The following is a 15,838-nucleotide window of genomic DNA, read 5'->3' as shown; positions in this document are numbered from 1 at the left end:
GTGACGCGACCGACCAAGACTCATGACCCATACGCGCCCATCGGAGGATGGGTCGTTCGCCCGATGAGGCGACCCGTGCGCGCTTCCTAGCGTGGAAGCATGAACGTGACCAGTCTGCCCGTGCTCGCCGGGATCGCCGCGACGGTAATCTTCGCGTCGAGCACGCTGCCGATGCTCGGCAAGGCGCTGCGGACCCGGGACCTGTCGTCGTACAGCCTGGGAAACCTGGTCCTGGCCAACGTGGGAAACGTGGTGCAGTCGGTCTACGTGTTCAGCCTGCCGGCCGGACCGCTGTGGGCGCTGCACGCGTTCAACCAGGTCAGCACGGCGTTCATGCTGGTGTGGTTCCTGCGCTACGAGATGCGGTTGCTGCGGCGACGTCGTACGAGGACCGCGGCCACGCAGAGCAACACGAAGATCCCGACGATGGTCGCCAGGTAGATCCCGTTCGAGGAATCTTCGAGCGAGCAGCTGACCTCGTTGCCGTACTTGTTCGCGCACTGCGGTGGTTGCGTGTCAGTCGCCGACCAGACGAGGAACTGGAAGCTGATCACCGTCGCGATCGCGATCGCCAGGACCAGGTTGAGCAGGACGACTCCCGGGTGGACGAGGTTGCGTCGGGCCTCAGGGCTGGCTGCCATCGACCCAGCGTCGCACGACCGGTGCTGGACACCGCCGCCTCGACGCGCTTGAGTGTGATCCGGGTCACGTGGGGTGATCCCTCGGGCACTAGGAGACCTCGGATGACTCACCGCACCCGTTCTGCCGTCCTGGCCGCACTGGCCTCGTTCTCACTGCTGGTCACCGCCTTGCTGGTGGCGCAACCGGCGCACGCGGCCGGGGCGTCGTACGTCGCGCTCGGCGACTCCTACGCCTCGGGGGTCGGCACCCGCAGCTACATCAGCGACGGCACGTCCTGCCAGCGCTCGACGTTGGCGTACCCGTCGCTGATCGCGGCGAACCGCGGCTACGCGCTCACGTTCAAGGCCTGTTCGGGAGCGAAGGTCTCCGACGTCACCAGCACGCAGCTGAGCGCGCTGTCCAGCACGACCCGCTTCGTGACGATCTCGGTCGGTGGCAACGACGCGGGTTTCTCCTCGGTGCTGACCGAGTGCGCGAAGCCAGGGTGGGCCAGCAATTGCGACGGCAAGATCGACACCGCGCAGTCCTACATCAACGGCACCCTCCCCAGTTCGCTCTCGACGCTGTACGCGAGCATCAAGTCGAAGGCGCCGAACGCCAAGGTGGTCGTGGTCGGCTACCCGCGGATCTTCAACGGCGAGGACTGCAACGCCGGGACGTTCTTCAGCCCGGCCGAGGAGACCCGCCTCAACGCGATGGCCGACCTGATCAACTCCAAGATCTCGGCGCAGGCCTCGAGCAAGGGCTTCACTTTCGCCAACCCGACGAGCCGGTTCGTCGGGCACGCGGTCTGCGACAGCCCGGAGTGGCTCAACGGCCTGTCCAACCCGGTCTCGGACAGCTACCACCCGAACAAGACCGGGCACGCGTCCGGCTACTACCCGCTGGTGAACCCCCTGCTCGTCTGAGCAACAGAGCGGTTGACTGCAGGCATGAACTCCTCCTCGCGCCCGACGGCGCTCGTGACCGGGGCGACCCGGGGGATCGGTCTGCAGACCGCGCTCGTCCTGGCGCGCTCCGGCTTCGACGTCGCGGTCTCGGGACGCACCGTCGCCGAGGGGGAGGGCACGGTCGCGCCGCGTGTCAGCGGCGCGGACACCGAGCTGCTCGCCGTACCCGGGAGCCTGGAGTCGACGGCGGAGCAGGTACGTGCTGCGGGCGCCGCGTGCTTGGCCGTGCCGATGGACCTCACCGACCGGGCCAGCGTGCTGGCGGCCGCTGCGCAGGTGCACGAGGCCTGGGGGCCGTTGGACCTGCTGGTGAACAACGCCTTCGTGCACCAGCCTCAGCAGTCCTTCGACGACCTGACCGAGGACTCGTTGCGGCGGAGCTGGGAGGGCAACTTCCTGCACCAGCTCGCGCTCACCCGCGCCGTCCTCGCGCCGATGGCCGAGCGTGGTCGGGGCACGATCGTGAACATGGCGTCCAGCTCGGCCACGTACGACCCGCCGGCAGGTCCGGCGGCGGGTGGCTGGGGTCTCGGTTACTCCTCGTCCAAGGCGGCGTTCGGCCGGATCGCCGGTGCCGTGAACGCCGAGTACCGCGAGCGCGGGATCCGTGCCTTCAACGTCGACCCCGGCTTCGTCGTCACCGAGTCGGGTCGAGTGCGCGGCGGAGCGGAGAACATCGGCGAGACCGGGGGTTTCCCGTCCGCGGACCCGGCGGCGTCCGGCACGGTCATCGCGTGGCTGGCCACGCACGCCGAGGCTGATCGCTTCCTCGGCAAGGTGATCTGGGCCCCCAAGCTCGCCGGCGACCTCACCGGGGAGCAGGCGTGAGCGCGTTGACCCCGGCCGACCGGTTGGACCTGGTCGAGCTCACCGCCCGGTACGCCGCCGCGGCCGACAGCCGCGACTGGGACGGCGTCGCCGAGCAGTTCACGCTCGGGGGCGTCCTGGTCACCCCCGATCCGCCGCACTCGATGGAGCCGGTCGTCGACCGGGCAGGGCGGGACGCGATCCGCGAGACGGTCAGCCGCATCGGCCGGTTCGCCCGCACCGTGCATCACCTGACCGGCAGCGTCTGGCAGGCAGACGGCGACGGCGCCTCCGGCCGTACGACGGCGATCGCCCACCACGTCGAGGCGGGACCCGAACCGCTGACCTGGGTCTGGCACCTCGTGTACGACGACCGCTGCGCGCGCACCGACGACGGTTGGCGGTTCACCCGTCGCTCGCTGACCCTCGTGCTCGTCGAGTCCCGGCCGGTCTTCAAGGTGCTGCCGTTCGACCCGACGAACGCCCGCTGAACGCGGGCGCAGACCGCTACGGTCGGCCCATGGAATTCGACGTCATCGCTCCGGTCGGCGCGACCACGACCGCTGACCCCGCCTGGATGGTTCCGTTCGCCCAGCACGTCGAGGCCTGCGGCTTCGGCTCGCTCGTCGCGGTCGAGCACGCGGTGATGCTCTCGGAGTACTCCTCGATCTACCCGTACGACGCGTCGGGCCGCGTCGAGCTGGCGGCGGACTGCCCGGTCCCGGACCCGCTGGAGCTGCTCTCGTTCCTCGCCGGTGCGACGACGACCCTCGGGCTGGCCACCGGGGTCCTGGTCCTGCCGAACCACCACCCGGTCGTGCTGGCCAAGCGGATCGCGACCCTGGACGCGCTCTCCGGCGGTCGGTTCCGGCTCTGCGTCGGGATGGGCTGGATGCGCGAGGAAGTGGAAGCGTGCGGTGTCGACTTCGAGACCCGCGGGCGTCGCGCCGACGAGCAGATCGAGGTGCTCCGCGCCCTGTGGAGCGGCGAGCCGACGACGCACGAGGGGGAGTTCTTCTCCTTCGCCCACGCGGTCTGCCGGCCGGCGCCCGGTGAGCGCTCGATCCCGATCCACGTCGGGGGCCACACCCGGGCTGCGGCGCGGCGAGCGGGACGCTTGGGGGACGGCTTGCAACCGCTCGGCGTCGCCGGGGAGGAGCTGGTCGAGCTCCGTCGCCTGATGGCCAGCAGCGCCGAGGAGGCCGGACGGGACCCCGAGGCGCTCGAGCTCTCGCTGGGCCACCTCGTGACCCGGATCGACGAGGGCAAGGTGGAGCGCCTCGCGCAGGCAGGAGCAACCCGGGTCGTGCTGGCGATGTCGGACACGACCGACCTGGACCGGGCGCGCGACGAGCTGTCCGCGTGCGCCGAGCGCCTGGGTCGGGCTGGTTAGACCCGGCTCAGACGATCTGGTCGAGCAGACCGGAGTCGACGTCGTACAGGAAGCCGCCGACCGGCACGGTGTCGGGGATCAGCGGGTGCGACTTCACCTTGGCGACGTCGTGCCGCAGCGCGGCCGCCTGGTCGGCGATCACGTGGAACGGCTGCCACGTCGAGTCCTGACCGGCCGACGCGGTCACGCGCTCGTGCAGCTGGTCCTCGGTGGCCGACGCCATCGCGCAGCGGGTGTGCGGGATGACCAGGATGCGCTGGACCTTGAGCAGGTGCACACCGAGCACGAGTGCCTCGAGGGCGGCCTCGGTGACGCGACCTCCGGGGTTGCGGAAGATCTTGGCGTCGCCCGGCTTCAGGCCGATCATGTGCAGCGGACTGATCCGGGAGTCCATGCAGGTCACGAGGGCGACCCCGGCATGGGCGACGCCGTCGAAGCCGGCGAGATCGAAGTGGGCGGCGAACTCGCGGTTCGCGGCAAGCAGGTCGTCGAAGTCTGAACTCACGCCTGCAGGTTAGTGGAGTAACGGAACCGGTCGACATCGCGCTGTCCAAGAGGCGGTCACCGCACCCGGTGACCTCCAGAACTTGTCAGTCTGGGAACTCAGGCGGCAGGGTGGTGCTGTCGTCGTCGTTTCGGGAAGGTCAGCCGATGTCCGGGCTCTCTAGGTCTACCAAGGCCGTCATCCTCGTGGCCCTGGTCGCGCTCCTCGGGCTGGTCCCGATCTCCGCGGCCAACGCTGCCGTCTCGATCACGCTCTCGCGTGGCTCCGTGATCGGCGGTGAGTCGATCAACGTCGGCGGGACGATCGGTGAGAAGAAGGTGCGCAAGGTCGTCCTCCAGCGTCAGTCCGGGAAGACCTGGGTGACCGTCGTCCGCAGCCAGACGACGAGCAAGGGCGCGTACAAGTTCGGCTACAAGCCGCCGACCAAGGCCGGGTCCAGGACGGTCCTGCGCGTGCTCGCCCCGAAGACCAAGATCAAGGGCAAGAAGTACGGCAAGCTCGTCTCCGGTGGTCGCAGCGTGCTGACGGTCGGCCAGAAGGCCACCGTCACCGCGCCGTCCGTCGTCAACCAGGACGCCTCGTTCACGATCAGCGGCAAGTTCGAGCCGGCCCGGATCGGTCGGGCCGTCGTGGTGCAGAAGCCGAACGGGAGCTCCTGGGTCGCGGTGACGCCGCAGCGGTTCCAGACCTCCGCGGGCGTCGTGAACTTCCCGATGACGCTGAAGACCCCCGGCACCTTCACGTTCCGCGTCACCGCCCTGGCCTCGGACGGCGCGCCTGCGGTGTCCTCCGCTCCGGTCGAGGTGACCGTGTCGCTCCCCGTCCCCACGAACCTCCAGGCGACGCCCGGCAACGCCAGTGCGGCTCTGAGCTGGAACGCCGTGACCACGCCCGGACTCACCGGCTACAACGTCTACAGCTCGACGGACCCCAACGCGTCACCGGCCGCGTGGACGAAGCTCACCTCGAACCCGATCAGCGCGACGAGCTACAACGCGACGGCGCTGACGAACGGCGTCACCTACTACTTCGCCGTCACGAGCGTGAAGGCCGGTGACGAGTCCGCGTTCTCGACGAAGGCGAGCGCGAAGCCGGTGGAACCGGCCGACACCACGCCGCCTGCTGTCCCGACAGGGGTCACGGCGGAGGCTGGAACTGCGAGCGCCCAGGTCTCGTGGAGCGCGGTCGCAGCGAGCGATCTCAAGGGCTACAAGGTCTACCGCGGCACGAGTGCTGCCGACCCCAACCCGACGCTGCTGACGCCTTCGGCTATCACCGCGACCTCGTTTGCGGCGTCCGGGCTGAACAACGGCACCACCTACTACTTCTTCGTGACCAGCGTGGACAACGCCGGCAACGAGTCCGGCAAGTCGACGCCTGCGTCCGCCACGCCCCAGCCCGGTGCCGACACGACCCCGCCGCCGGTCCCGGGCGGCGTCCAGGCATCCGCCGGAAGCGGCACCGCCCAGGTCAGCTGGTCGGCCGTCTCGGCCGCCGACCTCGCCGGCTACAAGGTCTACCGCGGTGCCAGCGCCGGCGACGCGAACCCGGTCCTGCTCACGCCGAACCCGGTCACCGAGCTCACCCTCCCGGTGAGCGGGCTGAGCAACGGCACCACCTACTACTTCTTTGTCACCAGCATCGACACCAGCGGCAACGAGTCCGCGAAGTCGACTCCCGCCTCCGCGAAGCCGGCGGCGCCACCCGCCGGCTGGGCAGCCGTCAGTGCGGGGGAGGTGCACACCTGCGCGATCGGCACGGACAAGTCGCTGTACTGCTGGGGCCAGAACCGGTACGGCCAGCTCGGCAACCCGACCGGAGTGGAGACGGGCAACGCCTACGCCACCCCGACGCGGGTCGGGTCGGCGACGTGGATGAGCGTCTCCGTCGGAGACGGGTTCACCTGCGGCATCCAGGAGCCCGGAACGCTGTGGTGCTGGGGACGCGACACCTACGGACAGATCGGTGTGGCGCCGAATGCCGACCTGCAGGCGCCGCACCCGACGCCCACCCAGGTCGGTGCTGCGAGCACCTGGACCAGCGTCGCCGCCGGCGGTGAGTCTGCCTGCGGCATCGTTGCGGGCAACGCTTCCTGCTGGGGCCTGAACTACGCCGGTCAGCTCGGCAGCGCCGCGAACTCGGGCTCGCTGACCCCGAACCCGACGCCGACGACGGTGGCCGGCGTCACCTCGCCCACCTCGGTCACGGTGGGCGCCGACCACGCGTGCGCCGTTCAGTCCGGCGGCACCTTGAAGTGCTGGGGCTCCAACACCCTCGGGCAGCTGGGCAACGCGACCAACGCCGGGTCCGGCGACCCCAATGCGATTCCGCTGCAGGTCGCGGGCACGACGTGGGCGAGCGTCTCGGCGGGCGAGTTCCACACCTGCGCGACCACGACCACCAACACGCTGTCCTGCTGGGGCCAGAACGGGTGGGGCGAGCTCGGCAAGGCGGCCTCCGAGTCGCCGTTCGACGAGAACCCGACCCCGTCGGCTGTGAGCGGCACGACGTGGAAGCAGGTCTCCGCGGGAGGAGACCACACCTGCGCGACGACGACCGACAACACGGTCTTCTGCTGGGGTCGCAACCAGAGCGGCCAGCTCGGCAAGGCTGCCAACACCACGGCGAACGCGACTCCGGCGAAGGTCGGTGCGGGCACGTGGGCCACCGTCGACGGCGGCGGCCAGTCCACCTGCGCGCGCAACAACGCCAACCAGGTGTTCTGCTGGGGCCTGAACGAGTTCGGTCAGCTGGGCAACAGCGGCGTCATCGGCCAGGGGGCGCCCACGGCGGGCACCACCACCCCCAACCCGACCCCGCTGGTCGTGCCGGTCCCGAGCTGACCGGCCTCAGGACCTGCTGACGGTCCGAGCCTCGAACAGCCGGACCGGCTTGGCGACCTTGCCGCAGGACTCGGGCCGGGTCTCGCCCGACTCGTACGACCGCACCGCCACCCACCAGCGACGACCGTCGCGGTGCTCGACGGTCCAGGCGTCGACGTCGGGGACCACGACGAGGTCGTCGATCCCGAGGATGCCCTCTGTGCGGCGTACGTGGTCCTCGGCGACCTGGGCGCCGGCCGACCAGGTCGAACGGCCACGGTAACCGGTCAGCTCGAGCTCGCCGCGGTCCGCCGCGGCGAGCAGCGGGGTCGCGTCGAGGACCCTTCCGTGCAGGGTCCCGGACGGCAGCAACACCGTGGTTGGCGCGAACCGGTGCCCCGAGGTGTGCGTGACCTCCCAGACCCGCTCCGGGTACGACGCCTGGGCGTGCGCCGCGACCGGTCGCCCGAGCCGGGCGCAACAGGTGTCCCGGGTGCCGTTGGTGCACACCAGCAGGTGTGACTCGGTGGTCGGCTCCAGCGACGGCACGGAGCCGTGCACTGCCGCCAGGTCACCAGCGGCGACAGAGGCCCAGTCGAGGTCGAGGAGGACCGCCGGGGAGCTGATCGTGCCGGTCAGCAGCCAGGACCCGTCCGGGTGGGTGTAGCCGATCAGCACGGCGCGTTCGTCGGCTCCGGTGTCGGCGGTGCGGCCGGGGCGCCGGATCAGGGAGGGCCGTACTCCGTGCGCGCCCGCCACGGTCTCGATCCGGGCGCCCAGCTCGGCGTCGAGGTGCGAATCGGTCCACGCCTTCGCTCCCCACGGCCCGTTCTGCTCCAGGCACACCCAGGCGATCGCACCGGGGGCGGAGCCGATCAGGGCCTCGCCGGCCGCGGTGGTGGCCTCGGTGCAGGGGAGCGCTTCGAGCGCCTCGGTGCTCACGCCCCCCATCCAACCAGGGGGGTGTCCGCGTTCCGCGTCTGCGCTCCGCGGAAGAGGACCAGCGCCAGGAGCCCGGCGACGACCGCGCTGATGCCGGCGCCGACGAAGATCGCGTGCAGCTGGGCGATGCCGGCGTCCCCGAGCTGGTCCTGGTACTTGTCGCACAGGCCCCTGCCCTCCCCGCAGACCTCGTCGACGCTCTGGGCGACCGCGTAGTAGCGGCGCAGGCCGATCGTTGTCAGGGCAGAGATCCCGATCAGCATGCCGACCATCCGGCTCACCACGAGCATGGCGCTGGTGACGCCGTGGACGGCGGCGTCGGTGCTGGCGAGCAGCGCCGCGTTGACGGGAGCCAGCGCGAGCCCGAAGCCCAAGCCGGTGAGCGCGAGGACGGCGCCGGTGGCGAGATGGTTCTCCAGGGCGTCCTCGCCCCACCGGCTCATCAGGCCGAAGCCGACGGCCGCGCAGACCATGCCCCCGGCGGTGATCAGCGTCGCCGGGAACGCGCGGGTCAGGTACCCGCCGACCAGAGCCCCGACCGGCAGGGCCACGAGCAGCTCGACCAGCACCAGGGCGGCCTTGACCTGGGAGTCGCCGTAGATCGTCAGGCGGGCGAAGACCGGGATGTCGACCAGAGCGGCGATGAGCGCCGCGCCGATGAAGAAGCTGACCAGCAACGACCCGATGGCCGGCAGGGCGGCGAAGGCGCCCCGCGGGATCAGGGGAGCGGCGGCGTGGCGCTGGTGGACCGCGAACCCGGCAGCCGCTGCGGCTGAGGCAGCCAGGTAGAAGGGGCCCTGGTCGGAGAAGACCTGGACCTCGGGGTTCGCGGTGGCGAACGCCAGGATCACCCCGCCGAGCGCGACGGCGAGCAGCAGTGCCCCGAGCAGGTCGGCCTGGCGGACCGTCGACCACCAGTCCCGTACGTCGAAGAACGGCCGGCGTCCGAGCGTCAGCCACCCGATCAGCAGCACGCCGAGGCCGATCGCGACGAGCCCGACCTGCGAGGCCCAGATCGAGCCGGCGATCCCGTCGTCGCCGAACGGCACGAACGGGCCGCCCCAGTCGACCGAGGTGATCAGGGCGTCAGGTTGGAGCATGACCAGGAGCAGCGCGGCGATCCACGCGGCAGCGAGTGCGAGCCCGATGGCGTCGACGTGCCTCCGCGGGTGATCAGCGTCGGCTTGCCGGCGCCCCAGCGCCGAGATGCCGGCGGCGAGGACGAGGCCGACGGCCAGGTTGATCCAGAAGATGTCGCGCCAGGTCCCGAAGGCGAGCACCACGGCGCCGTACAGGGGGCCGATCACGCTCCCGAGCTCCTGGACCGCCCCGACCACGCCGAGCGGGATTCCGCGACGCTCCACCGGGTAGATGTCGGCGACCAGGGCGAGGGTCACCGGGACGAGACCGCCACCGCCGACGCCCTGGAGGAAGCGTCCGGTGACCAGGCTCGGCAGGTCGTACGCCGCCGCCGTCACCAGCGAGCCGAGACCGAAGACGAGGAGCGAGACGGTGAGCACCGGCAACCGTCCGCGCAGGTCGGCGATCCTACCGATCAGCGGGAGCATCGCGACGTAGCCGAGGAGGAACCCGCTGATGATCGGGGCCGCGCGCTGAAGCTCCTCGCCGGACAGCCCGGCAGCGGTCATCATCTCCGGGAGGGAGAGGACCACCACGTAGGTGTCGGCTGCCGCGAAGGCGACCGCGACCGCGGCCAGCCCGAGCAGCGCGTGGGGGCCGGCGAACCGGTTCGCAGTGCTCACGGCTTCTTGATCTTGCCGACCTCGCCGTACTTGTCGAAGACCAGCTTGAAGGTGGCCGCGTCCTCGCCGTCGAAGAAGTCCCCGGTGATGGACAGCGTCACGATCGTGTCGTCGGCGATGCCGATGACGGCCTGGTAGTCGCTGTCCTTGCTGGCGCTCGGGATGATGCCCGCGACCCGCTCGCCGCTGACCGTGCCGGTGTAGGTGGTGACGATGTCCTTGCCCTCGCGGGTCCGGTCCGTCTGCTTCGCGTCGCCGAGCTCGAGCAGGATCCCGGAGATGCCCTTGCTCGGGTCGATGAAGTCGGCGGGGTCGGGCGCACTGAACTCGGCCGGGTCGATCTTGGCGAAGGCGGCGCTGAACGGGAGCTTGGCGTAGACGTCCCCGTCGACCGAGACCACCGGGATCTCGGCGGCGAAGCCCTTGTAGACCACCTTGACCTTGCCGTCGAACGCCGGTTGGTCGGTGAGGCTGCCGTCGGCACCGAGGACGGCGTCGCCCTTCGGCGTCGCCTTGGTCGACATCGTGAAGTGCACCCCGGAGGCGTCGTCGAAGCTCTTCTTCGCTCCGGCGAGCGCTGTCTTCGCGTCCACCGGCTTGCCGCCGCCCGACGAGTCGTCCCCGCCGCAGCCGGTGAGGGCGAGCATCGCGACCAGGACGGTGGCTCCCAGAGCCTTCAGTGTCATGCGCCTAGCCTGCCACGGGTCCGGCGCACGCAGTGATCGGCTGGCTGCCGGGCACGCCGGAGCCGTCCCGCTTGCCGTCCGCAGCGGGCAGGTCCACCGGAGCGCCACTGGCTGCAGCTGCTCGCGCCGGCGCCCGTCCTGCCCACGCGAACACCAGGGTGTCCTCGCCCTTGAGGAACCGGTGGCACCGGACGCCGCCGGTCGCGCGGCCCTTGCCCGGGTACTCGACGAACGGGGTCACCTTGACCATCCCGGACTCGGTGCCCGGCAGGGCGGTGCTCGCTCCGGAGACGGTCACCACCACGGCCTCGGCCGCGGGGCCTTCGACCACGCCGAACCAGGCCGCCTTCGCGTTGCCGGAGAGCTTGATGCCGGCGATGCCGCCGCCGGAGCGTCCCTGCGGGCGGACCGCCTCCGCGCCGAAGTGCAGCAGCTGCGCGTCGTCGGTGATGAAGCAGAGCTCCTCGGTGCCGGTCCGCAGCTCCAGTGCTCCGACGACCTGGTCGCCGTCGGCCAGCGCGATGACGTCCCAGTCGTCCTTGTTGGACAGGTACTCCGGCTTCACCCGCTTGACCACGCCCTGGGCCGTGCCGAGCGCGAGCCCGGGGGAGTCGGCCGCGAAGGTGGTGAGCCCGAGCGGGCGCTCGCCGGCCTCCAGGGTCAGGAACTCCCCGACCGGAGCGCCGCCCTGCAGGTTCGGGTGGTTCGCGGTGCGCGGCAGGGTCGGCAGGTCCAGCACGTTCAGCTTGAGGACGCGCCCGTGGGTGGTCAGCACGCCGACCTCGCCCCGCGCCGTGGCAGTCACGTGCGAGGAGATGACGTCGTGGCGGGCTCGTTCGCCGGCGTCGCCGAGCGGCTCGACGTCGGTGGTGCGCGCCAGCAGCCCGCTGGAGGAGAGGAACACGTGGCACGGGTCGTCGGCCACCTCCAACGGCGTGGCCGAGCTCGTCGTGACGACGCCCGAGGACTCCAGCAGGACCGTACGACGTGGCGTGCCGTAGGTCTTGGCGACCTCGGCCAGCTCCTCGGAGACGACCTTCCGCAGCCGGTTCTCATCACCCAGGATCTCGTCGAGACCCGCGATCACGGCGACCAGCTCGTCGCGCTCCTTGTCGAGCTCGAGCTTGGAGAACTTGGTGAGCCGGCGCAGCGGCATGTCGAGGATGTAGTTGGCCTGGATCTCGGTGAGGTCGAAGACCGTCATCAGCCGCTCACGGGCGGCCTCGGCGTTGTCGCTGGCCCTGATCAGCTGGATGACCTCGTCGATGTCGAGGATGGCGAGCAGCAGGCCCTCCACCAGGTGCAGCCGGTCGGCGGCCTTGCCGCGGCGGAACGTCGAGCGCCGGCGGACCACGTCGAAGCGGTGCGCGAGGAAGACCTCGAGCATCTCCTTGAGGCCCAGCGTGCGGGGCTGACCGTCGACGAGCGCGACGGCGTTGATGGCGAACGAGTCCTCCATCGGCGTGCTCTTGAAGAGCTGCTCGAGCAGGGCCTCGGGGTGGAAGCCGTTCTTGACCTCGATGACCAGGCGCAGGCCCTTCTCCCGGTCGGTCAGGTCCTTCACGTCCGCGATGCCCTGGAGCTTCTTGGACTGGACGAGCTTCTTGATCGCCTCGATGACGCGCTCGGTGCCGACGCCGTAGGGGAGCTCGGTGACGACGATGCCCTTGCGGCGGGTGCTCACCGACTCGATCCGGGTGGTCGCGCGCATCTTGAACGAACCACGTCCGGTCTCGTAGGCGTCCCGGATACCGTCCAGACCGATGATCTTGCCGCCGGTCGGCAGGTCCGGGCCGGGGATGAACCGCATCAGCGCGTCCAGGTCGGCCTTCGGGTGGGTGATCAGGTGGCGGAGCGCCTGGATGGTCTCGATCAGGTTGTGCGGCGCTATGTTCGTCGCCATGCCGACCGCGATGCCGGCGGCGCCGTTGACCACCAGGTGCGGGATCGCGGCGGGCAGCACGGACGGCTCGACCTCGCGCCCGTCGTAGTTCGGGCGGAAGTCGACGGTGTCCTCGTCGATGGTGGCGGTCATCGCGACTGCCGCCGGGGACATCCGGCACTCCGTGTACCGCATCGCTGCCGGCGGGTCGTCGGGCGAGCCGAAGTTTCCGTGGCCGTCGATGGTCGGCACCCGCAGTGACCACGACTGCGCCTGACGGACCAGCGCGTCGTAGATCGCCGTGTCGCCGTGCGGGTGGAACCGTCCCATGACCTCACCGACGACGCGGGAGGACTTCACGTGTCCACGGTCGGGGCGCAGGCCCATGTCGTGCATGCCGTAGAGGATCCGGCGCTGGACCGGCTTGAGGCCGTCGCGGGCGTCGGGGAGGGCGCGGGCGTAGATGACCGAGTAGGCGTACTCCAGGAAGCTGGCCCGCATCTCGTCGCCGACGTCGATGTCGACGATGTGTTCTTCGAAGTCTTCGGGCAGGGGAGCAGCGGTACGACGAGCCATGTGGCGCATTCTCCCAACAGGGGCGGACGATCCGGTGCAGGGGCACGCGTACCGGGTCGCTGATCTTGGCCGATCTGGTCACACGTCCGTTACGTGAGCCCGGTAGATTGCTCGTGTGACTGCGGCCGATTCCTCCAGCCCCGCGGCCGGCGGGTCCGCGGAGACCTGGCCCGCCCACTGGGCGGCCGACGTCGTGCTACGGGACGGGCGAACGGCCCACATCCGGCCGATCTCACCGTCGGACTCCGACGGCCTGGTCACCTTCTACGCCGACGTCTCCGACCAGTCCAAGTACTTCCGGTTCTTCGCGCCGATGCCGACGCTGTCCGAGCGCGACCTGCGCCGCTTCACCGAGGTCGACCACCGCGCCCGGGTCGCCTTCGTGCTCACCGTCGCGGAGAAGATCCTCGCGGTGGCCAGCTACGAGCTGCTCGAGCCCGGCGAGGCCGAGGTCGCCTTCCTGGTGCAGGACGCCCACCAGGGCCGGGGCATCGGCCAGCAGCTGCTCGAGCACCTGGCCCAGGCTGCGCGGGAGCGCGGCGTGCACCGGTTCGTCGCCGAGGTGCTCCCGGACAACCAGCGGATGCTGCAGGTCTTCCACGAGCAGGGCTACCAGGTGGCCGGGGACTGGGACGAGGGGATCATGCACCTCGAGTTCAACATCGACCCGACCGAGACCGCGATGGGCGTGATGGCCGCCCGCGAGCACCGGGCCGAGGCAGCCTCGATCGAGGCGTTCCTCTCGGCACGCAGCGTCGCGGTCATCGGTGCCTCCCGTCGCTCGGACACCATCGGTGCAGCCCTGGTGCGCAACCTGGTGCTCGGCGACTACTCCGGTCGCGTCTACGTGGTGAACCCGACGGCCGAGGCGGTGGCCGGGATGCCGGCGTACGCGCGGGTGGGGGACATCCCCGGCGACGTCGACGTGGCGATCGTCGCGGTCCCGGCCGACGCGGTGCAGGACGTCGTCCTGGACTGTGCGGCCAAGGGCGTGCACGGCCTGATCGTGATCTCCTCCGGTTTCGCCGAGACGGGTGAGGAGGGCCGGCATCGCCAGCGTCGCCTGGCCGGTCTGGCTCGGTCCTACGGTCTGCGGCTGATCGGACCGAACGCGCTCGGCGTGATCAACACCGCGGTCGACGTGTCGTTGAACGCCTCGCTCTCCCCGGTGATGCCTCCGCGCGGCCGGGCCGGCTTCTTCTGCCAGTCGGGTGCGCTCGGGTCCGCGATCCTCGAGAAGGTCCGCGGCCGCGGCCTGGGCTTGTCGACCTTCGTCAGTGCCGGCAACCGTGCCGACGTCTCCGGCAACGACCTGCTGCAGTACTGGGAGGAGGACGAGGCCACCGAGGTCGTCCTGCTCTACCTGGAGTCGATCGGAAACCCGCGCAAGTTCTCGCGCATCGCCCGCCGCGTCTCGCGCAGCAAGCCCGTCATCGCGGTCCGGTCCGGCCGCACCACCCAGGGTGTGCCGATGGGCCACGTGGTTCGCACGATCGAGGCGCCCCAGGCGGCCGTCGACGCCATGTTCCGACAGGCGGGCGTCATCCAGGTCGACACCCTCGACGAGATGTTCGACGTCGCCCAGCTGCTCGCCCACCAGCCGCTCCCGCGGGGCTCCAAGGTCGGCGTGGTGGGCAACTCCGACGCCCTGGGCTTGCTCGCCTCGGACGCCGCCGCAGCCAGCGGTCTGCAGGTCACCCAGCAGGTCGCCCTCGGCGTCGAGTCGACCGCGGAGGACTTCGAGGAGGCTCTCGACAAGCTCATCGACTCCCGCGACGTCGACGGTGTCGTCGCGATCTACATCCCGCCGCTGAACTCCGGGGGAGCCGAGGTCGCCAACGCGCTCGCCGCGGTCTCCGAGCAGTCCGACAAGCCCATCGTGGCGACGTTCCTCGGGCGCGAGGGTGTCCCCGAGCTGCTGCGCGTCCCAGACCTCGCCGGCAACACGGCCGGACGCGGCTCGGTGCCGTCGTACCCGGCGGTGGAGCAGGCCGTCCGGGCTCTCTCCCGCGTCGTCGAGTACGGCGCCTGGCTGGCACGCCAGCCGGACGAGGACGAGGTGCTCGAGGACATCGACCTCGACGCCGCGACCCGGATGCTCACCGAGTTCCTCATCGAGAACCCGCGCGGACGCGAGCTGACCTTCGCCGAGTGCAAGGAGCTGCTCGGCTACTACGGCATCGACCTGTGGGACCGGATCTCCGTGACCAGCGCGAGCGAGGCCGTCGCGGCCGCGGCCGACCTCGGGTGGGACGTCGTGCTCAAGGCCACCGCCGAGCCGCTGCGGCAGCGGCCCGACCTCGCGCACGTGTGGCGCAACATCGCGGACGCCGACGAGATGGCGCACGCCTACGACGAGCTCAGCAAGATCGCCTCCACCGTCGAGGACCCGGGCTTCGTGGTGATGCGGACGGCACCTCCCGGCGTACCGGTGCAGCTGGACGGCCTGGAGGACCCCCTGTTCGGGCCCGCGGTCTCGTTCTCGGTGGCCGGTGCCATCACCGAGCTGCTCGGCGACCTCGCCTACCGGATCCCGCCGATCACGGCGCTCGATGCCCACGAGGCGGTCCGTTCGGTCAAGGCCGCTCCGTTGCTGTTCGGCCACCGGGGCAGCGAGCCCGTCGACGTCGAGGCGGTGGAGGACCTGTTCCGCCGGGTCGCCCAGCTCAAGAACGACCTCCAGCAGGTCTGCGCGGTCGACCTCAGCCTGGTGCACGCGACTCCCGACGGCGTCGCGGTGCTCGACGCGTCCATCCAGGTCCTCCCCGTCGTGGACCCGCGCTCGGACTGGTTCACGCGGCGGATGAACGTGCACCCAGGGGACACGATTCCCGACGGTGTCGTCGCGCCGTCCTGACCGGGTGCCCGGG

13 protein-coding genes are annotated in these 15,838 nt (G+C 70.7%); 7 read left to right on the top strand and 6 right to left on the bottom strand.

Annotated elements, in window-relative coordinates:
* The first annotated feature begins 99 nt into the window (after positions 1 to 99).
* Positions 100 to 441: a hypothetical protein gene (locus ABIE44_RS01025; RefSeq protein ID WP_209713461.1), complete on the top strand. Its 342-nt coding sequence runs from the start codon at positions 100 to 102 to the stop codon at positions 439 to 441.
* On the opposite strand, the gene ABIE44_RS01020 is transcribed toward ABIE44_RS01025, so the two are convergent.
* The gene (locus ABIE44_RS01020) at positions 354 to 641 is read right to left on the bottom strand and encodes a hypothetical protein (protein ID WP_209713463.1); all 288 of its coding nucleotides are present in this window, start codon (positions 639 to 641) and stop codon (positions 354 to 356) included. The two genes, ABIE44_RS01025 and ABIE44_RS01020, sit on opposite strands and share 88 nt — an antisense overlap.
* 102 nt (positions 642 to 743) lie before the next feature.
* On the opposite strand from ABIE44_RS01020, the gene ABIE44_RS01015 reads away from it, so the two are divergent.
* From ABIE44_RS01015 to ABIE44_RS01000, 4 genes are read left to right on the top strand one after another with little or no spacing between them, the layout of a single operon-like run.
* Positions 744 to 1,550, top strand: a complete 807-nt coding sequence (locus ABIE44_RS01015) for an SGNH/GDSL hydrolase family protein (RefSeq protein WP_209713464.1) — start codon at positions 744 to 746, stop codon at positions 1,548 to 1,550.
* A gap of 24 nt (positions 1,551 to 1,574) precedes the next feature.
* A complete protein-coding gene (locus ABIE44_RS01010) occupies positions 1,575 to 2,420 on the top strand; it encodes an SDR family NAD(P)-dependent oxidoreductase (protein ID WP_209713466.1) in 846 nt (281 codons plus the stop codon).
* Positions 2,417 to 2,890, top strand: coding sequence for a nuclear transport factor 2 family protein (locus tag ABIE44_RS01005; protein WP_209713468.1), 474 nt, complete (start codon positions 2,417 to 2,419; stop codon positions 2,888 to 2,890). Before ABIE44_RS01010 ends, ABIE44_RS01005 begins: the two co-directional genes overlap by 4 nt.
* 29 nt (positions 2,891 to 2,919) lie before the next feature.
* On the top strand, positions 2,920 to 3,792 hold the full coding sequence (locus ABIE44_RS01000) for an LLM class F420-dependent oxidoreductase (protein WP_209713469.1): 873 nt from the start codon (positions 2,920 to 2,922) through the stop codon (positions 3,790 to 3,792).
* Between the two features lie 7 nt (positions 3,793 to 3,799).
* Here the strand turns inward: ABIE44_RS01000 and ABIE44_RS00995 are convergent, their stop codons facing one another.
* Positions 3,800 to 4,297, bottom strand: a complete 498-nt coding sequence (locus ABIE44_RS00995; protein ID WP_209713471.1) for a beta-class carbonic anhydrase — start codon at positions 4,295 to 4,297, stop codon at positions 3,800 to 3,802.
* A 146-nt stretch (positions 4,298 to 4,443) separates the two neighbouring features.
* Here ABIE44_RS00995 and ABIE44_RS00990 point away from each other — a divergent pair, with 146 nt between their 5' ends.
* Positions 4,444 to 7,140, top strand: a complete 2,697-nt coding sequence (locus ABIE44_RS00990) for a fibronectin type III domain-containing protein (protein ID WP_209713473.1) — start codon at positions 4,444 to 4,446, stop codon at positions 7,138 to 7,140.
* Positions 7,141 to 7,146: 6 nt separating this feature from the next.
* On the opposite strand, the gene ABIE44_RS00985 is transcribed toward ABIE44_RS00990, so the two are convergent.
* Genes ABIE44_RS00985 through ABIE44_RS00970 form a run of 4 tightly spaced genes read right to left on the bottom strand, consistent with a single transcriptional unit; the run spans position 7,147 to position 12,968 of the window.
* Complete coding sequence (locus ABIE44_RS00985) at positions 7,147 to 8,061, bottom strand: ferredoxin family protein (RefSeq protein WP_354437734.1); 915 nt, start codon at positions 8,059 to 8,061, stop codon at positions 7,147 to 7,149.
* A complete protein-coding gene (locus ABIE44_RS00980; protein ID WP_209713477.1) occupies positions 8,058 to 9,824 on the bottom strand; it encodes an MFS transporter in 1,767 nt (588 codons plus the stop codon). Before ABIE44_RS00980 ends, ABIE44_RS00985 begins: the two co-directional genes overlap by 4 nt.
* Positions 9,821 to 10,510: an LppX_LprAFG lipoprotein gene (locus tag ABIE44_RS00975; protein ID WP_209713479.1), complete on the bottom strand. Its 690-nt coding sequence runs from the start codon at positions 10,508 to 10,510 to the stop codon at positions 9,821 to 9,823. The genes ABIE44_RS00980 and ABIE44_RS00975 overlap by 4 nt, the downstream gene beginning before the upstream one ends.
* Positions 10,511 to 10,514: 4 nt before the next feature.
* Positions 10,515 to 12,968 (bottom strand): DNA gyrase/topoisomerase IV subunit A, encoded by a 2,454-nt coding sequence (locus ABIE44_RS00970; protein WP_209713481.1) that lies wholly within the window; start codon positions 12,966 to 12,968, stop codon positions 10,515 to 10,517.
* A 115-nt stretch (positions 12,969 to 13,083) separates the two neighbouring features.
* On the opposite strand from ABIE44_RS00970, the gene ABIE44_RS00965 reads away from it, so the two are divergent.
* Entirely contained in the window at positions 13,084 to 15,825 is a 2,742-nt protein-coding gene (locus tag ABIE44_RS00965; protein WP_209713483.1) for a bifunctional acetate--CoA ligase family protein/GNAT family N-acetyltransferase, read from the top strand.
* Positions 15,826 to 15,838: the final 13 nt, after the last annotated feature.

Origin of the sequence: Marmoricola sp. OAE513 (assembly GCF_040546585.1) — a bacterium.
Lineage (GTDB): Bacteria > Actinomycetota > Actinomycetes > Propionibacteriales > Nocardioidaceae > Marmoricola.
The sequence above is the reverse complement of the archived record's forward strand: the minus strand, read 5'-3'. Positions and strand labels throughout refer to the sequence as shown.